This is a genomic window from Microbulbifer sp. ALW1 (assembly GCF_009903625.1).
Taxonomy (GTDB): domain Bacteria; phylum Pseudomonadota; class Gammaproteobacteria; order Pseudomonadales; family Cellvibrionaceae; genus Microbulbifer.
This window is the reverse complement of the sequence record NZ_CP047569.1, coordinates 2,187,404-2,206,888: the sequence shown is the minus strand read 5'-3', so window position 1 is coordinate 2,206,888 and position 19,485 is coordinate 2,187,404. Positions and strand designations below refer to the sequence as shown.

Genomic DNA, 19,485 nt, shown 5'->3' with positions numbered 1-19,485 from the left:
GCTGACATTACCGACATTTAAGGCCGCCAGTTTGCCACAGATTCCACACTGGCTCGACGCCTGCAGGCAGTCGCACCGAGCCCAGCGCCCGCCAGGGCTGATCCGGCTGGTGGAAGTCACTCCCCAGGGACGCGAGCAGTGACGACCCAGTCGAGCATTGCAGCCCCGCGCTACTCTCTGCAGGCTGGGAATTGACCCTCTCCATCAACGACAGGATTTCCCGGGTTTGCACCGGATTCTGCTGACCGCACACGACTTCCACTGCGCGGCCCCCTGCCGCCCGGAAATCGGTGAGTAGCGCCTGAATGCGACTGCGGGTCAGACCGTATTTAAGTGGATGCGCCAGTACCGCAGCGCCGCCTGCGCTGGCAATACAGTCGATGGTGTCTTTTATGGACGGCCATTGCACGGTCACATCGCCAATTTTGCCGGCCCCAAGGTAGCGCTTGAATGCCTTGCTGGTATCGCTCACGTGACCGGACGCCACCATCCAGCGCGCAAAATGCGGACGCGCGATAATGCCCTCTCCAGCCAGCGCCCTGGCTCCTTCGTAGGCCCCGCTAAAGCCACGTTTCTCCAGGCGTTCAGCGATCTGCAGTGCCCGCTGCTCACGCAGCCGCGTGCGCTCTGCGATGGCCCCCTGCAGCTCACTGGCCGCACAGTCCACATTGAGCCCGACAATATGCACCACACGCCGCCCCCAGAGCGTAGTCAGCTCGATACCCGGCAGTAAGGTCACCCCTGACTGACTGGCCGCTTCCTGCGCCTCGGCGAGGCCGTCCAGGGTGTCGTGATCCGTAAGCGCCAACAGCGTCACACCTGCAGAATTCGCCCTCGACACCAGCTCCGAAGGGCTTAAAATACCGTCAGACGCGGTGCTGTGGCAGTGCAGGTCTACCTGACCAGAAAGCGCATTGGCAGTCAGCGAAATAGCTCCAGAGGAATCCTGCCCCGGAGCCGGGTTTGTCTGATGTGTCTCTCTCGCCATAGGCGTTTCCGAGGCTATTTCCAGGTTTACTTGAGGGGCTGATTTAAGGGCTGCTTCAGGGGCTATAGTCATTGGGTTCTTTGAGAAGGGCTCGATGAGAAACGTTTTATGGGACTAGTCATGGAACTAGCGCCATTTGCCGTTGTCTCAGCGTGCTGAAATGGATTAAAACTCCGCGTACCAGACCGGTTCACCGGTTTCAGGGATAAGGCCCCGCTTTAGGGGGAACCACTATCGCCACTGACAGCTGTAACGTCAGCCAGCGGGCATTATCACCGGAACAGACCATGACCGATAGCAATCAACGCAATCCAAGCCTGTCCACTCCTGTTTCTGATGAAATGGCGGGTGAGCCGGCAGCCCCTACCGCTGAGCAAACAGCTGAACAAACAGCTGAGCAAACAAAAGCCCCGAAGAAAGAGAGCTTTCTCGGCAACCTGCTCATCAACATTATTATTCCCACCCTGATCCTGACCAAGTTGTCCGGCGATGACTGGCTGGGCACAAAATGGGCCATTGTAGTGGCGCTCGCCTTCCCGCTACTGTACGGGCTGCGCGACCTGTTGAGCTCTGGCAAGGTCAATTTTTTCTCCGCACTGGGCATCATCAGCATTCTGCTCACTGGCGGCATCAGCCTGCTGGAACTGGATGCGGAATACATGGCGATCAAAGAGGCCGCCATTCCCGGATTGCTGGGGGTCGCCACCATGGCCTCCCTTTACACCCGCTGGCCGCTGGTAAAAACCCTTATTTACAACGACCGTATTCTCGATACCGATAAAATTGCCCGGGCGCTGAACCGCAATGGCAATACCGCGGCATTTGACCGCACCCTGATGCACACTTCGTGGATGATCGCCGGTTCATTCTTCCTGTCGTCCGCGCTCAATTACATTCTGGCGAAAATCATGCTCGTCAGCCCCCCCGGTACCGAGGCATTTAATGCGGAACTGGGGAAAATGACCGCCATGAGCTACCCGGTTATTTTTGTGCCCGCGACCGTCATTCTGATGTTCGCGCTCTTCTTCCTGTTCCGCAGTATCGGCAAACTCACCGGGCTGAAGCTGGAAGAAATTGTGGTGCAACAATAGTCGCAGTCGCCAATTCACACACAGCCTATAACTAGAAATCCAGGAAAGAACTCGTCTATGTGGTATGCCATCATCAGCCAGGATGTTGAAAACAGCTTGCCCCTGCGCCAAAGCGCACGCCCGCAGCATATTGCGCGCCTGAACGATCTCAAAGACCAAGGGCGTCTGTTGATTGCCGGCCCACATCCGGCCATCGACAGTGAAGACCCCGGTGAAGCGGGTTTTACCGGCAGCCTCGTGGTTGCGGAATTCCCTTCACTGCAGGAAGCCCAGGCCTGGGCCGATGCCGACCCCTATGTGGAAGCCGGTGTCTACGCCGGAGTGACGGTAAAACCCTACAAACTGGTTTTACCCTGAGTCGCCAACCCCGATCAGATTGCATCCAACCGAGCAACGATAAAAAAGTCCCCGTAAAGATATATCCCCGACCATGAAAAGATTCCTCACCTCCATCGCCGCCACCCTGATTACCCTCGGCGCCAGCCACAGCCAGGCACTCAGTTCCGAGCGGTATATCACCGACGAACTGCATGTACCCATGCGTTCGGGCCAGGGCAACGAGTTCCGCATTCTGCATCGAGGCCTGCCCAGCGGCACCAAGCTGACATTGCTGCAGGACTCCCCGGATACCGGCTGGGCACAAGTGCGCACCCCCGGCGGTGAAGAAGGCTGGGTTCGCCGCCAATACCTGGAAAATGAGCCGGTAGCAAAGATCAAACTGGCTCAGGCCGAGGCACGCCTAGAACATATTGAAAGCCTGCAGGGCAACCTCGGTGGCGAAGTGCGCCGTCTGGAAGAAGAAAATGGCAAGCTGACCACCGCCCTGAAATCAGAACAGGACCGGGCCGAAGCAATGGCCAAGGAACTTAAAGAACTGAAGACCCTGTCTGCCGATGCGGTCTCCCTCAATCAGCGTCACCAGAAGTTGCTCAACCAGCACGAGTTGCTGAAACAGAAGCAGGCCATGGATCACGCGGAAATCCAGCGCCTGTCCAGCAATGACACCCAGAAATGGTTTATGTATGGCGCCTTCTCGGTATTGATGGGGGCCATTCTGGCCTTGGTTGCACCGCACTTCCGCCCGCGCAAGCGCCACTCCGAGTGGGCCAACTAACGGCAAGCGGGCTGTTAACTTAGCGTTTAGACCCGCATTCCACTTTGCCGCACTACTGGGCGCCGGTTAGAATTTCTGAACCGGCTCCCCAAGGCCCGGTCAGCGACCGGGCCTTTTTGTTTTAGCTAACGGACTACAGTATGAAACGCCTCTCGATTCTCAACGCCCTCTGCACCGCCACACTGCTCTGCCTTTCCAGCCTTGCGCTGGCGGTCACGAACAATCCCCGCGTGGAACTGGAAACCGACCTCGGTACCATCGAGCTGGTACTCTATGCGGACAAGGCGCCGAAAACCGTTGAGAACTTTCTCGCCTACATCGACAGTGGCTTTTACAACGGCACCATTTTTCACCGCGTGATTCCCGGCTTTATGGCCCAGGGTGGCGGATACACCTTCGACTTCCAGGAAAAGCCGACCCTCGACCCTATAGAAAATGAATCAGGCAACGGGCTGTCCAATGTGCGCGGCACCATCGCCATGGCACGCACCAACGACCCCAACAGCGCCACTTCGCAGTTCTTCATCAATCTGGTCGACAATAGCCGCCTGGACGCCAGTGCCGACAAACCCGGCTACACCGTATTCGGCAAAGTGTTGCTGGGCATGAGCGTGGTGCAGCAGATTGCCGCCGAGCCACGAGGCCAGCACAAAGCCTTCACCGATGCGCCAAATATGGCGGTGCGTATACTGAAAGCACAGCGTAAAGACAGTGATACCGGAGACAGCGGCCAGTGATTGCACTCAGCGTCAACCTCAACAAAATCGCCCTGATTCGCAACTCTCGCGAGGGCAACTATCCCGATGTGGTTGCCCACGGGCGCACCTGCCTGGACGCAGGGGCGGACGGTATCACCGTGCATCCGCGTCCCGACCAGCGCCATATCCGCCCCGGTGACGTGCGCGATCTTTCCGCGCTCTGTGCCAGCCGGAATATTGAATTCAATGTCGAGGGCAACCCCTTCGCCGGCGCCAGCGGTAGTTACCCCGGGCTACTGTCACTGGTACTGGAAACCGCGCCACAGCAGTGCACCCTGGTGCCAGACAGCGACGACCAGCTAACCTCTGACCACGGCTTCGACCTGAATAAAGATGGCGCGCGCCTGGAGCCCATCATTCAGCAACTCAAGGACGCTGGTATCCGTGTCAGCCTGTTTATGGACCCGGACAAAACCCAGATAGGCCTGGCCCGCGAAGTGGGCGCAGATCGCATCGAGCTCTACACCGGCCCCTATGCGGAAGCCGTTGCCTGCCAGAGCAGTGACCTGGAGTCGATATTTGCCGCCCACTGCGCTGCCGCCGAACACGCGCTGCACTTGGGCCTTGGCATCAATGCCGGCCACGACCTCAACCTGATCAACTTGCCCCGCTATCGCACACTCCCCGGCTTGCAGGAAGTCTCCATTGGCCACGCACTCACTGTGGATGCCATCAGCATGGGGCTAAGCAATGCCGTAGCCGCCTACGTCCATTGCCTGGCGGGCAAATAATTGCAGACACTGAATGTGATTGGTGCGGGCCGCCTCGGCCGCACCCTGGCACGACTGTGGCAGCAGCGACACGTTTTCCAGATTGGCGCTATATTCAATCGCAGCCCAGCCAGTAGCGCCGATGCCTGCGCCTTTATTGATGCCGGCAACGCCGCAGCAAGCATCGAGACAATGCCAGCGGCAGACCTGTGGCTGATTGCGGTTGCAGACGACCAGATTGAACCGGTCGCGACGCAACTCGCGACCAGGCTGGCAGCCATCCAGTCAAATGGGACTGGCAACGAGCCGGGCCAAACGTCGTCACCGCTGGTATTTCACTGTAGTGGTGCGCTGCCCGCCAGCGCACTGAGCGCCTGTAGCGCTGCAAACCTGGCCAGTGCCCATCCGGTACACAGCTTTGCCGACCCGCAGCGTTCGCTCACTGATTTACCCGGTGCCACGGTGGCGCTTGAGGGCGCACCTGCGGCGGTGAACACGCTGGCCACTGCCTTCGCGGCACTCGACTGCCACTGCATCCGCTTGAGCCCGGAGCAGAAAGTGCTCTACCACACGGGGTCGGTGATGGCCTGTAATTACCTGACGGTACTGATGGACCTCAGCCTGCGCACTTTTGCCGCAGCCGGTATTGATGACGCTACCGCCAAACAACTACTGGCCCCCATCGTGCTGCAGACGGCCCAAAACAACTTCGCCCTGGGGCCGCAAAACGCTCTGACGGGGCCTCTGGTGAGGGGGGATATCCGCACCGTAACCCGGCAACTCGACGCACTGGAAAAACTGGCCGCCCACCAGCCAGAAGATGCCCCCCACCTGGCAAGGGTATACCGCACACTGGGTGAAGCGGCACTGCCTCTGGCAACAAACGCGGGACTCAGCACCGCCCTCGGCCTCCAATTGAAAACCCTGTTCAGCGAAAAACCAACGTGACCGATTCCCCCGAATACCTGAAAAAACGCGCTTTTTTTGACAGCCTGCTGACGATCTACGGACGCAAGCCCGTACTGGAAGCGCTGGAAGATACGAGCCTCCCAGTGCACAAGCTGCACCTGGCAGACAGCAACCGCAAAGATCAGCTGATCAGCCGTATCGAACAGCTGGCGTCGGAACGCAATATTGAAATTGCCTACCTGGACAGAAAAGGGCTCTCACGTATTTCAAAAAATGCGCGCCAGGATCAAGGGGTGGCACTGGATCTCGCGCTTCCCCGCTACGGCACCGCGGAAGCCTTTCTGCAGGAACAACACAACGAGCATTTTGAATTGCTGGCGCTGGATGGCATCACCAATCCGCAAAACCTCGGCATGATTATTCGCTCCGCCTGCGCCGGTGGTATTGACGGCATACTGCTGCCACGCAAAGGCTGTGCGCAAATAGATCCGCTGGTGATCAAGGCCAGTGTCGGCACCCTGTTCAAAACCCGCATCTTGCGATGCGAACAGCTGGCACCAGTGCTGAAAAAATTTGCTGAACAAGGCGCCCGGGTCTGCGCTCTGTCCTCCCACGCCAAAGACACATTGCGCAGTATCGACACCGCGGCGCCCAATATTTTCGTGCTCGGCAATGAAACCCACGGGGTAAGTGCTGCCGTGACCGAAACCTGCAGCCACCGCCTGCGCATCCCCATGCAAAACGGTGTGGAAAGCCTGAATGTCGCCATCACCGCCGCCCTGATCAGTTTCCGGCATCAGTTCTGATACGGAAGCTATATGACAGAAGGCCCGTGACATGTTGAGTATTGCGGGCCTGCCACTTCCTATCCCCCCCAGATAAAAAACCTTTCCGTATTCCGCTGTCCACTGCCCGCTGTCCATTGGACACTTCATATGTGCATCGATATCTATTAACCAGCGGGCGCCAAAATTTTTATCTTTCCCTGCCCACTCTGTATATATCGCAACCAGAAAAAACTTTTTCCGCCAGAAATTTTCGTTTGAGGAGCCGATACATTGGAAAAGTCGCAGAGATCAACTAATAAGTAACGGGGATAACAACGGATTCAGTGATCCGGTCATGTTTGAAGTCGGTCGCGGCACGAAGCACATGGACTGACAGGTATTTACTGGTACTGACAAGGTATTTCCAGACACCAACTTCTGACATTCAGCTCAGTGAAGCAAACGATAAAGCCAAGGATGCCATTTATGCTTTTGAAGAAAACTACGGCGGGGATCGCCCTAATTGCCGCCACCGCCGCTCTCCCCACAACCGCCCAGGAAGATCGCTACATCGATATCATGCCCTTCCTGACCCGCGTAGATTCCGATCGCAATACGGACCGGCAGGCGGCCGGCCTGCGCGGCACCTTCGGCTGGCAGACCGACGAAAACTGGTTCACCGAAGTGCAGCTCTTTGGCACAAAACTGGACGAGGACACCAACAGCTTTGTGCCCGCGCCGGTTGTGGCCACGCCTTTCGTGTACACCGGTGACTTGATACCCAGTAGCGACAACGATCTCACCGGGCTGGGAATGGATGCGGTCTATCACTTTAACGGCCGCCGCGGCTACTCCCCTTTTCTTCTGGGGGGTGTCGGCGTCTCACACAACAATACGAAATTTAACTACGGCATCCAGGAAACCAACGCCTTCCTCAACGTCGGCGCCGGCTTCACCAGTGGCGCCATCAGTCGCAGCGGGATAAAAGTACGCGCCGAGATTCGCTACCTGTACGACTTCTTTGCCAGCAATATGGACGACTGGCAATTCGGGTTTGGCCTGAGCATCCCTCTTCACCAGACGCCCGCCCCGGCTCCGGTATACGTCGAACCACCCAAGCCGGTGGAGCCCCCGGCACCGGTCAACCTGGATGATGATGGCGACGGCGTACTGAACCAGAATGACCGCTGCCCCGATACGCTGCCTGGAGCCGACGTGGATGAGTACGGCTGCGTGGTTGCCGACCAGACCATCACCCTGGAGAACATCCAGTTTGAAACCAACTCCGCAACCCTGACCAGCTCAGCCAAAACATCACTGAACAAGGTGGTGCAGTCCCTGCGCAATCAACCCAACACCCAAGTAGAGGTTGCCGGCCACACCGACAACATGGGCAAGGACGACTACAACCTGGGACTGTCGGGCCGACGTGCGGAGTCTGTGCGCCGCTACCTGGTTGAGCGGGGTGTAAATGCCTCACGCATCAGCGCCCGTGGCTACGGCGAAACCCAACCTATTGCCAGCAATGCAACCAAAGCGGGCCGGGCCCAGAACCGGCGGGTAGAGTTGAAATTCCGCTAGCCAGTGGTGAATTTCCCCCAGTCACTGGGGATAATTTCCGAAGTAGCACAAAACCCGGCCTCTGCCGGGTTTTTTTATTCACAATCCACAGAATCTGTGGATATGTCTGTGAGCAACTATCAGGAAAACGCCGCCAGCCCCCATGCGCTGGTGTAACCAGATTGTGAGGAAAAATTAACCAAATTATCTTTTTCCTTTAAAATCAATAGGTTACAAATAAGTCCAAAACTATCTTGACAATTTTCCGTTGTAACTGGTGGCCTGATTTCGTTCACCTCTGGCTGTGGAAAGCTTTTTACGTTAGCCCTAAGGAGCTACCAAAAAAGCGATCAAAGGCGGAATAAGTGGCGGAAAAAACACGCTTGCACAGAGGGAGTGCGCGAATTGGCGGGAGAAGTCACCAAAGCACTTGAAGGGTACAACGGAGGCTGATCTGACCCGTGCAGTGGGGTCTTGGTAAGTGGCGTGGAGAAGCCCTTTCGATAATCAGTACCCGGAGTTATCCGGGTGCTGATTTCATCAGGCGCTGCTTCGCGAAAAGGCCGCCAGGGGGTGGGTGGTAGTGATTGCCATCTGCACGCGTTGCCCGGGCTCGGCCCGCACTTCGTGACTGGTACGCACTCGCAGTTGCGTATCGCCCGCCAGGCGCACCGCATAGAGACGAGAACAGCCTTCATAGCGCACCCAGTCGATCACGGCGTTACCAAGCTCTGACGGTACCAGCGACAGATCGTCCGGCCGCAGTAACAAATCCACATTACCGGCCGCACCGCCAATGGGTATACCCGGCGCAGGTCCCAGCGCGGTAATGACTTGATTCTGATTCAGATCGCCCGGCAGGAAGCTCGCCTCCCCCAGAAAGCGCGCCACAAATCGGCTGGCAGGCTCCGAAAAGCACTTTTCAGGTGTATCCAGCTGCTCCAGCACTCCGCCATTGAGAATACCGACGCGATCACCAATCGAAAGGGCCTCTTCCTGATCGTGAGTTACCCAGATGGCGGGTACACCGGCCGCTTTCAGCGCCTCGCGGATCTCCCAGCGCAGGTTGTCTTTCAGTGCCGCGTCCAGATTCGACAGGGGCTCATCCAGCAGCACGAACGCCGGCTCATGCGCCAGGGTACGCGCCAGGGCCACCCGCTGCTTCTGCCCGCCGGAGAGGCGTGCCGGTTTGGCATGGCGGAGCTTGTCCAGCCCCAGCAGGTTCAGCCAGTGATCCGCCAGCGCCGTGTTACTCAGGCGAAAGCAAACGTTCTGCTCGACAGTAAGATGCGGAAACAGCGCAAAGTCCTGGAACACCATGCCCACATTGCGCTTTTCGGGCGGCACCGGCATGGTAGCGCTGGCGTGCCAGCCGCCAAGCGCAATCTCACCGCTGGAAATGGGAAGCAGCCCCGCCAGAGCCTGCAGAATGGTCGTTTTACCACAGCCAGTGGGGCCCACCAGCATCAGGACTTCGTCCTCTGCCAGGGCCAGGTTCAGGTCCTTCACTACGGCGGTGGTGCCGTAATTTACCGTCAGATTGCTAACCTTAAGCATCAGGAATGGGGGGTCTCAGTAACATCAAATTCGGCCCGGCGCTCACCGGACAACATCAGCGCAAGCCCCAGTGCAGACATCAGCACCAGCAGCAAACCGGGAATAGCAGCGCGACCAAAATACCCCGCTTCGTACACCCGCCACAAGTAGGTGGCCAGGGTTTCAAATCCGGTGGGCCCCAGCATCAGGGTTGCCGGCAGCTCGCGCATGGCCTCGAGGAATACCAGGGCAGCACCGGCCACCATGCCGCGTACGGTGAGCGGCAGAGTCACCCGCTGGAAGGCCTCTCGCGGGCTGGCTCCCAGTACGCGCGCCGCTTTCACCAGGCTCGGATCCAGGCCCTCGGCAGTAGAGCGCACCGAACCTACCGCCAGAGGCAGGAAGCGCAGCACGTAAGCGAGCACCAACAAGCCCAGGGTCTGGTACAGGAATGGCAGTTGCAGGCCAACGTAGACCAGCGCAGTCCCCATCACGATGCCGGGCACACCAAAACCGAAATAGGTCATGCGTTCCATCAGTCGCCCGGCGCGACCGGCAATAGCGGCGTGCGCCACCGGTACCGCCAGAATCACCGCGAATATTGCCGCCAGCAGGGAGGCGTGCACCGAATTCCAGGCGTAACTGAACTCAAACCCCTCAGTGCCCTCGCGAGCCAGCCAGATGCCAAACACCGCCAGTGGCAGCACTATGGCGAGCACCAGAATCGGCACAACGGACAGGGCGATGACCAGTCGCTGCCCGCGCCCAGGCCAGATGGTGAGGTGACGCCCCGGCCGCTCGCGGCTTCCGCGCACCCGGGACTCCAGAAACAGCACCAGGCCGACAATCACCAGCAGCTGCAGGGACAGCATCGCCGCCTGGCTCAACCCGAAGGCGTTGTACTCCACGAAGATCACCCGCGTGAACGTATCCAGGCGCATGATGGCGGGCGTACCAAAATCCGACAGGGTGTAAAGCGCCACTAGTAGACCGCCGGCAGCGATACCGGTAGCAACCCGGGGCAATACAACCCGCCACAGGCTAACCCCGAGGCTCATTCCCAGAGTGCGGGCAGCATTGACCAGGCTGGCGTCCAGGCTGAGTAGTGAGGCCCGGGTAGTGAGCATCACAAACGGGTAGGAATAAAGAATCATGACAATGGTGGCTCCTACCAGACCATCCATTGCCGGCACCGGCAAACCGAGCAGGTTTTCAATCTCGCCACCGCGACCAAAAGCCGCATACAGGGTGAAGGCACCGATATAACTGGGAATCGCCAGGGGGGCAGCGAGCAGAATCAACCACAGGCGCCGCCAGGGCATTTGTACATAGGCCGTCAACAGCGCCAGCGGAACCCCGATCAAAATTGACCCCAGTACCGTAAACACCATCAACAGTAGGGTATTGGTCAGTACTTTCAGGTTGTGGGCGTCAAACAGCTGCGCCTCGTCGGAGGCGAGACCAAACAATACCCCCACCGGCACCAGCGCCATCAGCGCGATCACCAGGGCCAGTGGGTATGACGCCGGCCAGCGCAGCAGAGATCTGAGGGTCATAGCACGCCGACGCTGCGCATCAGATTGAGCGTCGGGCGCAGGTCAGCCAGCTGGGTGAGGTCCACCTTGGGGGAGAAATACTGCTCAGAGGGACCAGCCCCGCTGGTGGCTGCACGCCATTGACCAGTGGAATTTCAAAAGCCTCGGAAGCGAGATACGACTGTACTTCACGGGTCAACAGGTAGCGGATAAAGTTAGTTGGCAGATCACCCTCACTCAGGGCAACCACGCCTCCCGCATTGACCAGGCAGCCGGCATCATTTTTGGTAAACGCCAGATCGACACTGGCGTCAGGTTTACCGCTTTTCAAACGCAGGGTGTAGTAGTGGTTGGCGAGGCCCACATCGACTTCGCCGCGCTCAACACCCATCACCACACCCAGCTCACCGGCGTAGGTTTTGGCCCGCTGGCTGACCGCACGCAGCCAATCGCCGGTGGCCTTGTCGCCCTCCAGCAGGCGCATGGCCGTCACAAACGACTGGAAGGCGGCGTAAGCCGGCGCCCAGCCGATGGACAGATTGCTATCCGCCAGCGCCATAATGCTGTCGGGAATCTGGTCTGCATTCAGGCGATCTGTATTGTAAGGGAGCGTACGAATGCGCCCGGTGACCGGCGCCCAGTGGGAGTACTGGAAGCCAGGCTTGAGTTGATCCGTCAGCGCCGCCGGGAGCGGGCGCGCAAGACCTGCATCGGCCACAACGCCGACAGCACCAGAGTCCACCGCCCAGAACACATCTGCCCGACGCACACCCGCCTTGGCCTCAGCCACGATGGTATTCGCCAGTGCCGCAGTAACGCCACGACGGATCTTCAGGTTCAGCTTGGGATTGCGCTTCTTGATCGCTTCGAGAACATTCTCGTAAAGACCACCCTCCCCGCGCCCGAGATACAGGGTGAGGTCACCTTCCAACTTGGGGAGCTGGTCGACGGAGATGGCATTTCCTATGGACGTAGCCGTGGGACTCGCAGCCAGTGCGCGGGCTGCCGGCAGACAGCCCAGCGCGCCAACCGCAGCCAGGCCATGCATAAAAGCTCTGCGCTGCACATTTATTCCTTACTGAATCCAAAGAGCAAAGCCGGCAACCCTAGCGTTACCGGCAGCACCTTAAAAGACGTCTTTACGTTTCTTTTCCGCTTCCAACAGCAGGCTTTTAGCCTTGTCCAGCTTGGCCTGCATGGCTTCTACCACTTTGCGCACATCATCAACGCTGGTTTTGCCATCCAGTGCCTGGGGCAGCGTGACGTTGAAATCTTTTTCCAGGTCCTCAACCAGCGCGGCATCCTGCTCGATCAGAGCACCCTCGACACCCTCAAAACGGTGCAGGTAGGTATCGTGGACGATATTGGTGGCCGCCTCTGGCAGCTTCTCCGCGTACTTGGCCACTACACGATCCAGGCGATGTTTAATATCGTCCAGAGTTTCCGGCATGGTGGTCGGCTCAGTCTCGGTAGTCTGCACCTTCGCCAGCAGGCCTTTCTCCTGGAACTGGGACGCGAGCTTCACCGCACCCAGCCCCTGCCACAGGGCCTGGTTCAATTTGGCTTGTTCTTCACGCACCTTGGCGATGGGCGCACCGGCTTCGATCGCCTGTTTTACCCCGAAGATGCCCTGCCAGATATTGGCGTACACCGGCACGTAATTGGTTTCAATCGCGGAGTGGAAATCCACCTCTTCCCAGTACTCCACCATGACATTGGTGTCAGTGGCTTTCTGGCCTTTTTTCTCGTAGCTGTCGACCACTTCACCGTACTTGCCAACCAGCCAGCTCACTTCCTCGGTGTAGGAACCGATATGTGCTTTCAGCTCATTGACGTGGTCGCCGATGGCGCCGTTGGCGAATACCTGGCCCGCGGCCAGCAGGGTAACAAAGCCGATCGCCAGGCCGAGGCCTCGACGCTTTTGTACAGAATATTTAGCTTGCATAAACGTCCACTCTTTTATTGCGTCAAATCTCGCAAATGATACTCATTATCAAAGATGGAATAAAGTACGGCTTGCAAGTACGCCTCACCCCTGCCCCCCGATCCTGATCGAGGCCAAAGGCGCAGTGGACAATCAGCCAGCTCTGGCAGCGCGGCGAAATGTGAATCGCCATCGACACCTGCAATTGCAGCGGGATACTACCAGTCTGGACGCTGTTTTTCACCTTCCTTCCGCCGCGACCAGAGCACACCTGAACCGCTCAAACCGGAAACCGAAGGCAAAAAAATCCGCCTGCTCAACCGGGATTCCTAGTGGCAGCCCAAGAACTGGTATAGTCCCCATCCAACCACACCCTTCACCCCGAATATCCAGAGGAGAGCAACCCCCTTGATCACGAAGGCCAAAGCTACGTTGCGGCAAATTGCCGACGGCCTACATGTGCGCTTGGCCAGGCTGCTCCCCCGCCATATCCCTATTGCCTTCAAACTGGCCCTGGTTATGACACTGCTGTTGGTCTTGGGCATGGCGAGCCTGGGGATATTCATCAGCGACAACCAGAACCGCCTGATGCGGTCGCAACTGGAGGATTTCGGCAATACCATGGCGCTGCAGCTGGCAAAGCTTTCCAGCGAGCCGATTCTGTCGGAGAACAACCTGAATCTGCGCCTGCTAACCACTAATCTCGGGATGGACGGCAAGGTTCTCGGTGCAGGTATTTACGACCATGATGGCGCCCTGCTTTCGGCGACCGGGATCCAGCCAGAAATACCCCGCCATCTGTTTGCCGCGGGCACTGCCAGGGCCCAGCCCTGGTTCCGGGAAGCCGCAGATGGCGCCAGCGAACGCCTGATCAGCTTTGTCGCCCCAGCCACCTACCAGGGCGTCAGGGTCGGTTCTGTCGTGGTGACCCTATCGGCCTCACAGATGGACCAGGCCGCAACCAGCGCCCGCAATGCCATTATTTACGCCACCCTGGGCATGACTCTACTCGCCTCACTGCTGGCCTACTGGCTGAGCCGGCGCCTGTCGCTTCCCATCCACCACCTTATGGAGGCGACCAGGGCAATCGGCCGTGGCAATCTCGCAACCCGCATCGACCAGCGGCGCAACGATGAACTCGGCTTTCTGTTCGAAGGGTTCAACAATATGGCGGCGGGTCTGCTAAAAAAATCTCAGGTCGAGCAGGTCTTTTCCCGCTACGTGTCGAAGAATGTTGCTGATAAGGTCCTGGCCAACCTGGATGAAGTTCGGCTGGTGGATAGGCCCATCGAAGCGACGGTGCTGTTCGCCGACATCACCGGCTTTACCGCCATGTCGGAAAAACTGGAGCCAAGCCAGGTTTCAGAGCTGTTAAACGAATATTTTTCCTATATCTCGCGCGCCTGCTCATTGTATGGCGGGGTAGTCGACAAATTTATCGGCGATTGTGCGATGTTGGTGTTTGGAATACTGGAAGACGATAGTGACCATGCATTCAATGCTGTCAGCTGCGCTATATTGATTCAGCGGCTAGCGGCGCAGTTGAACGAGCAGCGTCGCGCTGACGGCCGTCCCGAAGTGCACTTTCGCATCGGCATCAACAGCGGCGCCATGCTTGCAGGTAACCTTGGCTCCGACGAACGCATGGAGTACACCGTGGTCGGCGATGCCGTAAACCTGGCATCCCGGCTGTGCAGTGAAGCCCAGCCGGATCAAACCATTATCCGAAAACAACTGTTTACCATGTTACAGCCACGCATCACCGCGGACGCCGGGCAGAACCTGTCGATTCGCGGCAAATCGACACCGGTACAAATCTATTCGGTGCAGGATATTCATTGCGACGATCAGGCACAGCTGGAAGCCAATCTGCATAGCTTAATGACCAGTGGCACACACCAAACCGGCCTGCGGGCTGTCGACCATGCCTGACCGGCTTGCGAGGTATCTCCTGTGGCTGCTCCTGATGCCGCTACTGCCGGCATGTAGCCTGATCCCCGCACCGCAGAACCTGGAAGGTTTTTCACCCGATACCCTGCAGCTGGTTCGCCGGCAGTCGGCCGAGCTCCATCAGTTGCAGCAACTGGATACCGCGACAGCGGAGCAACAGAAACAAATCAAACAGTTACACGGCGAGCTGCAACAATTCGAGCGCGATGTCATCCGCACTGCGAGCACTCTTGAACACCAGAATGACTGGCATGGCGCCGAACAACTATTAAAAGGTGCCACAAGAGTATTGCCAGACAGCCAGGTTCTGATCAGTGCGCAACTGCAACTGGCCACTCGGCGCCAGCTGCGGGAAGAGCGTGTGCGTATGGAACTTGAGATACACCGTGGCGAGCAGCTACTCAAAGATGCCGAAGCCTACCAGCGCTTACAGCAACTCAATGGCCCAGCCGCTCTGACCTGGCTCGAACTGAAAAACTACAACCGCAAGCGCCGGGCATCAGCGCAAGCACTGCACGAATATGTAGAGCAAGCCATAGCGCGCGAGAAGCGCGAAGACTATGAGATGGCCCAGCGCGCCCTGAAAATTGCTCGAGCGCTATACGGCGACGACCTCCAGCAGGATTCTGACCTACAGGCACAACTGGCGCAGAGCCAGGCACTCCTCAGCCGACACCTCAACCAAAACTCCCGTCAAAACCGCAGTCGCACCAAAACGATACCGGCCATAACCACGCCGGTAGAGGCTGCCCAAGTCCCCATCGCAGAATTACAACAGGCTCTGGATACCGGCGACCTGCCCAGTGCGCGGCAGTACCTGGAACAACTGCGACAACAATCTCCGCAGCACCCACAGCTGTTACCGCTACAATCACAGTTCCAATCCCAGCTGGATGCCCGCGTGGACGCCGCGATTAAACGGGGCAATGATTTATACAGTGAAGGAAAAATCGAGCAAGCGCTGTATGTCTGGCGTGAGGCCAGCACCCTGGCCCCGGACAATGTCCAACTGGTGAGCAATATCGCGCGAGCCGAAAACCTACTGAAAAACCTGCGCGCACTGACAATACCCGCCAACGCTCAGCCTTGAGATCTGTGGCCCGGCGCCAACAGAATCAGGGGCCCACGCGAAAGAGTTCAGGGAGGGAAGCTTTAGAAGCAAAGCCCAAGATTGAGAGCCATTGAGAAATCAAACCCCGCCGCCCGGTGGACATTCTGACCAGCAGAGGACGGGGCTTGATCGCATCCTTGCGTATTGTGCGCAAACCTGGTTTATCGCTGGCACGCAAACGCTTCAAGCATCAACCGGGATTCACAACAGTACTGGCGATTACCAGTGAGGAGCCATTACTCCCACTCAATGGTCGCTGGCGGCTTGCTGGAAACATCGTAGGTCACCCGTGAGATGTGTTCGATCTCATTGATGATACGGTTGGAGACCTTCTCGATCAGCTCATAAGGCAGATGCGCCCAGCGCGCGGTCATGAAGTCGACGGTCTCGACCGCTCGCAGCGCCACCACGTATTCATAGCGGCGGCCGTCGCCCACTACACCAACGGATTTGACCGGCAGGAACACCACAAATGCCTGGCTGGTTTTGTGGTACCAGTCGGCCTTGTGCAGCTCCTCGATAAAGATGGCATCGGCTTCGCGCAAGATGTCTGCGTATTCCTTTTTCACTTCGCCGAGGATACGCACACCGAGACCCGGCCCCGGGAAGGGGTGGCGGTAAACCATGTCGTAGGGCAGGCCCAGTTCCAGGCCAATCTTGCGCACTTCATCCTTGAACAGTTCGCGCAGCGGTTCCACCAGTTCAAACGCCATATCTTCCGGCAAACCGCCCACATTGTGGTGGGATTTGATCACGTGCGCCTTTCCGGTCTTGGCGGCGGCTGACTCGATCACATCCGGGTAGATGGTGCCCTGGGCAAGGAATTTCACATCCTTGAGTTTGGTGGCTTCCTTGTCGAAGATTTCGATAAAGGTATTGCCGATGATTTTGCGCTTGGCTTCCGGCTCGTCTTCGCCTGCGAGACGCGAAAGGAACGCCTCTTCTGCATCGGCACGGATAACACGCACGCCCATGTTGTCGGCGAACATCTGCATTACCTGGTCGCCTTCGTTCTTGCGCAGCAGGCCGTTGTCTACAAAGACACAGGTAAGCTGGTCGCCGATGGCTTTGTGCAGCAGCGCCGCCACAACGGAGCTGTCGACACCGCCGGACAGGCCCAGCAGCACTTTCGAGCTACCTACCTGCTCGCGCACCTTGGCGATGGAGTCTTCAATGATGTTTTCCGGGGTCCACAGTTTTTCACAGCCGCACAGCTCGATCACGAAGTGCTCGTAAATGCGGTTACCCTGCAGGGTGTGGGTGACTTCCGGGTGGAACTGTACGCCAAAGAAATTCTTTTCCGCGTTGTACATACCGGCGATGGGACAGGATGGGGTTGAGGCCATCAGCTCGAATCCCTGCGGCATTTTTACCACTTTGTCGCCGTGGCTCATCCATACATCCAGCAGCGCGCTGCCGCTGTCGTCCAGGTGATCTTTGATGTCGTGCAGCAGTGCGGACTGCCCTTCGACTTTCACCTGGGCGTAACCAAACTCGCGCACATTACTGCCTTCCACCGCGCCACCCAGCTGGTGCGCCATGGTCTGCATGCCGTAGCAGATACCCAGTACCGGCACACCCAGTTCAAACACTGCCTGTGGCGCGCGTGGGGAGCCCTCTTCGGGAACAGATTCCGGACCACCGGCGAGAATAATACCCTTGGGGTTGTACTCGCGGATTTCGTCATCGCTCATATCGAATGCGCGAATCTCGGAAAACACGCCCAGCTCGCGCACACGGCGGGCAATCAACTGGGTGTACTGGGAACCGAAGTCGAGAATCAGAATTCGGCTGGAATGGATATCTTGGCTCATGGCTTACTCGTAACGGTTTTATAAACGGCAAACGGACCCTGAGAGGTCCGTTTGCGGTTCACTTGAAAGTGCACTTCTGTTTTTTAATCCGCATTGAATGCGGAGTATCAATTTTTAGCGGCCGCCAACAGGATAGTTGGGCGCCTCTTTGGTGATCTGCACATCGTGTACGTGCGACTCACCCATACCTGCAGCCGTCACCCGCACAAATTGCGGACGGTTGCGCATGGTGTCCATATCGACGCTGCCGGTATAACCCATGGCAGAGCGCAGGCCACCCATCATCTGGTGCACGATGGCGGAAATCGGGCCTTTGTAAGGCACGCGACCTTCGATACCTTCCGGTACCAGTTTTTCCGCGCCTTTGCTGGCATCCTGGAAATAACGGTCGGAAGAGCCCTGGGTGCGCGACATGGCACCGAGGGAACCCATACCACGGTAGGACTTATAGGTACGCCCCTGGTACAACTCCACTTCACCGGGCGCCTCTTCGGTACCCGCGAGCATGGAACCCATCATTACCGAATAGGCGCCAGCAACCACCGCTTTGGAGATATCACCGGAGAAGCGAATACCGCCATCGGCGATCAGCGGCACACCGGTACCCTCAAGGGCCTTGGCCACTTCGGCAATCGCGGTGATCTGCGGCACACCGATACCAGTCACGATACGAGTGGTGCAGATGGAACCGGGACCGATACCCACTTTCACGGCGTCCGCGCCGGCTTCCACCAGGGCCTTGGCCGCTTCACCGGTGGCAATGTTGCCGCCAATGACATCCACCTGCGGGTGCATTTCCTTGATACGACGCACGCGATCCAGCACGTTTTTGCTGTGACCGTGGGCAGTGTCGACCACCAGAACATCGACACCGGCTTCTACCAATGCCGCAACGCGGTCGTCGGTATCCGGGCTGGTGCCGACAGAGGCGCCCACACGCAGGCGGCCGTCGCTGTCTTTACAGGAATTGGGATACTGTTCCGCCTTGTTGTAATCCTTGACGGTAATCAGGCCGCGCAGCTCGAACTTGTCGTTCACCACCAGCACTTTCTCAATGCGGTGTTTGTGCAGCAGCTCGCGCACCATTTCCGGTGCGGCACCCTCTGCACAGGTCACCAGACGCTCTCTGGAGGTCATGATCTGGGCAACGGGGATATCCAGGTTGGTCTGGAAGCGCACATCGCGGCTGGTAACGATACCCACCAGGTTACCTTTGTCCATCACCGGTACGCCGGAGATGTTGTGGTGGCTGGTCAGTGCGATCAGTTCACGCACGGTGGCGTCGGACTCGATAGTAATCGGATCCTTGACGACACCGGCTTCGAATTTCTTCACTGCACGGACCGCCAGAGCCTGTTCCTCAATGGACATGCTCTTGTGAATAATGCCGATACCGCCTTCCTGGGCCAACGCAATGGCCAGGCGCGACTCGGTCACGGTATCCATAGCGGCAGACACCAGCGGAATGTTCAGGGTGATATTGCGAGACAGTTTTGTCTTCAGGGAAACGTCTTTCGCCGTGACCTCGGAATAACCGGGCACAAGTAGGACGTCATCAAAAGTGAGGGCTTCGCGCGCAATGCGCAGACCGGATTCAGACATGGACACTCAAACCTCAAGGGAGCGGGAATGGGTATCGGCGCGATTATAGCCGCAACGATCTCGGAAACAAAAGCCTATTTAGTCTAGATTGGCAAATCTCTTTACGCGGGCACCCA

General features: G+C 58.0%; 17 protein-coding genes. 10 read left to right on the top strand and 7 right to left on the bottom strand.

All coding sequences use genetic code 11. The features are described 5' to 3' along the window. Positions 1–7 precede the first annotated feature (7 nt). The gene (locus GRX76_RS09035; protein ID WP_160153018.1) at positions 8–988 is read right to left on the bottom strand and encodes a PHP domain-containing protein; all 981 of its coding nucleotides are present in this window, start codon (positions 986–988) and stop codon (positions 8–10) included. 287 nt (positions 989–1,275) lie between these two features. Between GRX76_RS09035 and GRX76_RS09030 the strand changes: the two genes are divergently transcribed. The 8 genes from GRX76_RS09030 (at position 1,276) to GRX76_RS08995 (ending at position 7,918) form a co-directional block, all read left to right on the top strand. Then, positions 1,276–2,079, top strand: coding sequence for a VC0807 family protein (locus GRX76_RS09030; protein ID WP_236250609.1), 804 nt, complete (start codon positions 1,276–1,278; stop codon positions 2,077–2,079). 57 nt (positions 2,080–2,136) lie between these two features. Continuing rightward, positions 2,137–2,436: a YciI family protein gene (locus GRX76_RS09025; protein ID WP_160153017.1), complete on the top strand. Its 300-nt coding sequence runs from the start codon at positions 2,137–2,139 to the stop codon at positions 2,434–2,436. Positions 2,437–2,509: 73 nt separating this feature from the next. Beyond that, positions 2,510–3,193, top strand: a complete 684-nt coding sequence (locus GRX76_RS09020; RefSeq protein WP_160153016.1) for a TIGR04211 family SH3 domain-containing protein — start codon at positions 2,510–2,512, stop codon at positions 3,191–3,193. A 140-nt stretch (positions 3,194–3,333) separates the two neighbouring features. Continuing rightward, positions 3,334–3,930 carry a peptidylprolyl isomerase gene (locus tag GRX76_RS09015; RefSeq protein ID WP_160153015.1) on the top strand — a complete coding sequence of 199 codons (597 nt, stop codon included), beginning with the start codon at positions 3,334–3,336 and terminating at the stop codon, positions 3,928–3,930. Next, positions 3,927–4,682, top strand: a complete 756-nt coding sequence (locus tag GRX76_RS09010; RefSeq protein ID WP_160153014.1) for a pyridoxine 5'-phosphate synthase — start codon at positions 3,927–3,929, stop codon at positions 4,680–4,682. Before GRX76_RS09015 ends, GRX76_RS09010 begins: the two co-directional genes overlap by 4 nt. Next, positions 4,683–5,609, top strand: coding sequence for a Rossmann-like and DUF2520 domain-containing protein (locus GRX76_RS09005; protein WP_160153013.1), 927 nt, complete (start codon positions 4,683–4,685; stop codon positions 5,607–5,609). Then, positions 5,606–6,376 (top strand): RNA methyltransferase, encoded by a 771-nt coding sequence (locus GRX76_RS09000; RefSeq protein ID WP_160153012.1) that lies wholly within the window; start codon positions 5,606–5,608, stop codon positions 6,374–6,376. Before GRX76_RS09005 ends, GRX76_RS09000 begins: the two co-directional genes overlap by 4 nt. A 447-nt stretch (positions 6,377–6,823) precedes the next feature. Then, positions 6,824–7,918 (top strand): OmpA family protein, encoded by a 1,095-nt coding sequence (locus tag GRX76_RS08995; protein ID WP_160153011.1) that lies wholly within the window; start codon positions 6,824–6,826, stop codon positions 7,916–7,918. 519 nt (positions 7,919–8,437) lie between these two features. Here GRX76_RS08995 and GRX76_RS08990 read toward each other — a convergent pair. From GRX76_RS08990 to GRX76_RS08975, 4 genes are read right to left on the bottom strand one after another with little or no spacing between them, the layout of a single operon-like run. Continuing rightward, a complete protein-coding gene (locus GRX76_RS08990) occupies positions 8,438–9,454 on the bottom strand; it encodes an ABC transporter ATP-binding protein (protein WP_160153010.1) in 1,017 nt (338 codons plus the stop codon). Beyond that, positions 9,454–10,989: an iron ABC transporter permease gene (locus GRX76_RS08985; RefSeq protein ID WP_236250608.1), complete on the bottom strand. Its 1,536-nt coding sequence runs from the start codon at positions 10,987–10,989 to the stop codon at positions 9,454–9,456. Before GRX76_RS08985 ends, GRX76_RS08990 begins: the two co-directional genes overlap by 1 nt. A 19-nt stretch (positions 10,990–11,008) precedes the next feature. Continuing rightward, positions 11,009–12,034 (bottom strand): ABC transporter substrate-binding protein, encoded by a 1,026-nt coding sequence (locus tag GRX76_RS08980; RefSeq protein ID WP_236250607.1) that lies wholly within the window; start codon positions 12,032–12,034, stop codon positions 11,009–11,011. A 60-nt stretch (positions 12,035–12,094) separates the two neighbouring features. After that, positions 12,095–12,913, bottom strand: a complete 819-nt coding sequence (locus GRX76_RS08975) for a hypothetical protein (RefSeq protein ID WP_160153009.1) — start codon at positions 12,911–12,913, stop codon at positions 12,095–12,097. A gap of 387 nt (positions 12,914–13,300) precedes the next feature. On the opposite strand from GRX76_RS08975, the gene GRX76_RS08970 reads away from it, so the two are divergent. After that, a complete protein-coding gene (locus tag GRX76_RS08970; protein WP_160153008.1) occupies positions 13,301–14,824 on the top strand; it encodes an adenylate/guanylate cyclase domain-containing protein in 1,524 nt (507 codons plus the stop codon). Then, on the top strand, positions 14,817–15,932 hold the full coding sequence (locus GRX76_RS08965) for a hypothetical protein (RefSeq protein WP_160153007.1): 1,116 nt from the start codon (positions 14,817–14,819) through the stop codon (positions 15,930–15,932). Before GRX76_RS08970 ends, GRX76_RS08965 begins: the two co-directional genes overlap by 8 nt. Positions 15,933–16,189: 257 nt before the next feature. On the opposite strand, the gene guaA is transcribed toward GRX76_RS08965, so the two are convergent. Then, positions 16,190–17,767, bottom strand: a complete 1,578-nt coding sequence (gene guaA / locus GRX76_RS08960) for a glutamine-hydrolyzing GMP synthase (protein WP_160153006.1) — start codon at positions 17,765–17,767, stop codon at positions 16,190–16,192. Between the two features lie 114 nt (positions 17,768–17,881). Next, positions 17,882–19,369 (bottom strand): IMP dehydrogenase, encoded by a 1,488-nt coding sequence (gene guaB, locus GRX76_RS08955; RefSeq protein WP_160153005.1) that lies wholly within the window; start codon positions 19,367–19,369, stop codon positions 17,882–17,884. Positions 19,370–19,485 lie beyond the last annotated feature (116 nt).

Excerpts from the sequence above, each read along its gene's own strand:
- GRX76_RS09035 (WP_160153018.1), bottom strand. The coding sequence starts at position 988 with ATGGCGAGAGAGACACATCAGACAAACCCGGCTCCGGGGCAGGATTCC.
- GRX76_RS09030 (WP_236250609.1), top strand. The coding sequence starts at position 1,276 with ATGACCGATAGCAATCAACGCAATCCAAGCCTGTCCACTCCTGTTTCT.
- GRX76_RS09025 (WP_160153017.1), top strand. The coding sequence starts at position 2,137 with ATGTGGTATGCCATCATCAGCCAGGATGTTGAAAACAGCTTGCCCCTG.
- GRX76_RS09020 (WP_160153016.1), top strand. The coding sequence starts at position 2,510 with ATGAAAAGATTCCTCACCTCCATCGCCGCCACCCTGATTACCCTCGGC.
- GRX76_RS09015 (WP_160153015.1), top strand. The coding sequence starts at position 3,334 with ATGAAACGCCTCTCGATTCTCAACGCCCTCTGCACCGCCACACTGCTC.
- GRX76_RS08995 (WP_160153011.1), top strand. The coding sequence starts at position 6,824 with ATGCTTTTGAAGAAAACTACGGCGGGGATCGCCCTAATTGCCGCCACC.
- GRX76_RS08990 (WP_160153010.1), bottom strand. The coding sequence starts at position 9,454 with ATGCTTAAGGTTAGCAATCTGACGGTAAATTACGGCACCACCGCCGTA.
- GRX76_RS08985 (WP_236250608.1), bottom strand. The coding sequence starts at position 10,989 with ATGACCCTCAGATCTCTGCTGCGCTGGCCGGCGTCATACCCACTGGCC.
- GRX76_RS08975 (WP_160153009.1), bottom strand. The coding sequence starts at position 12,913 with ATGCAAGCTAAATATTCTGTACAAAAGCGTCGAGGCCTCGGCCTGGCG.
- GRX76_RS08965 (WP_160153007.1), top strand. The coding sequence starts at position 14,817 with ATGCCTGACCGGCTTGCGAGGTATCTCCTGTGGCTGCTCCTGATGCCG.
- guaA (WP_160153006.1), bottom strand. The coding sequence starts at position 17,767 with ATGAGCCAAGATATCCATTCCAGCCGAATTCTGATTCTCGACTTCGGT.
- guaB (WP_160153005.1), bottom strand. The coding sequence starts at position 19,369 with ATGTCTGAATCCGGTCTGCGCATTGCGCGCGAAGCCCTCACTTTTGAT.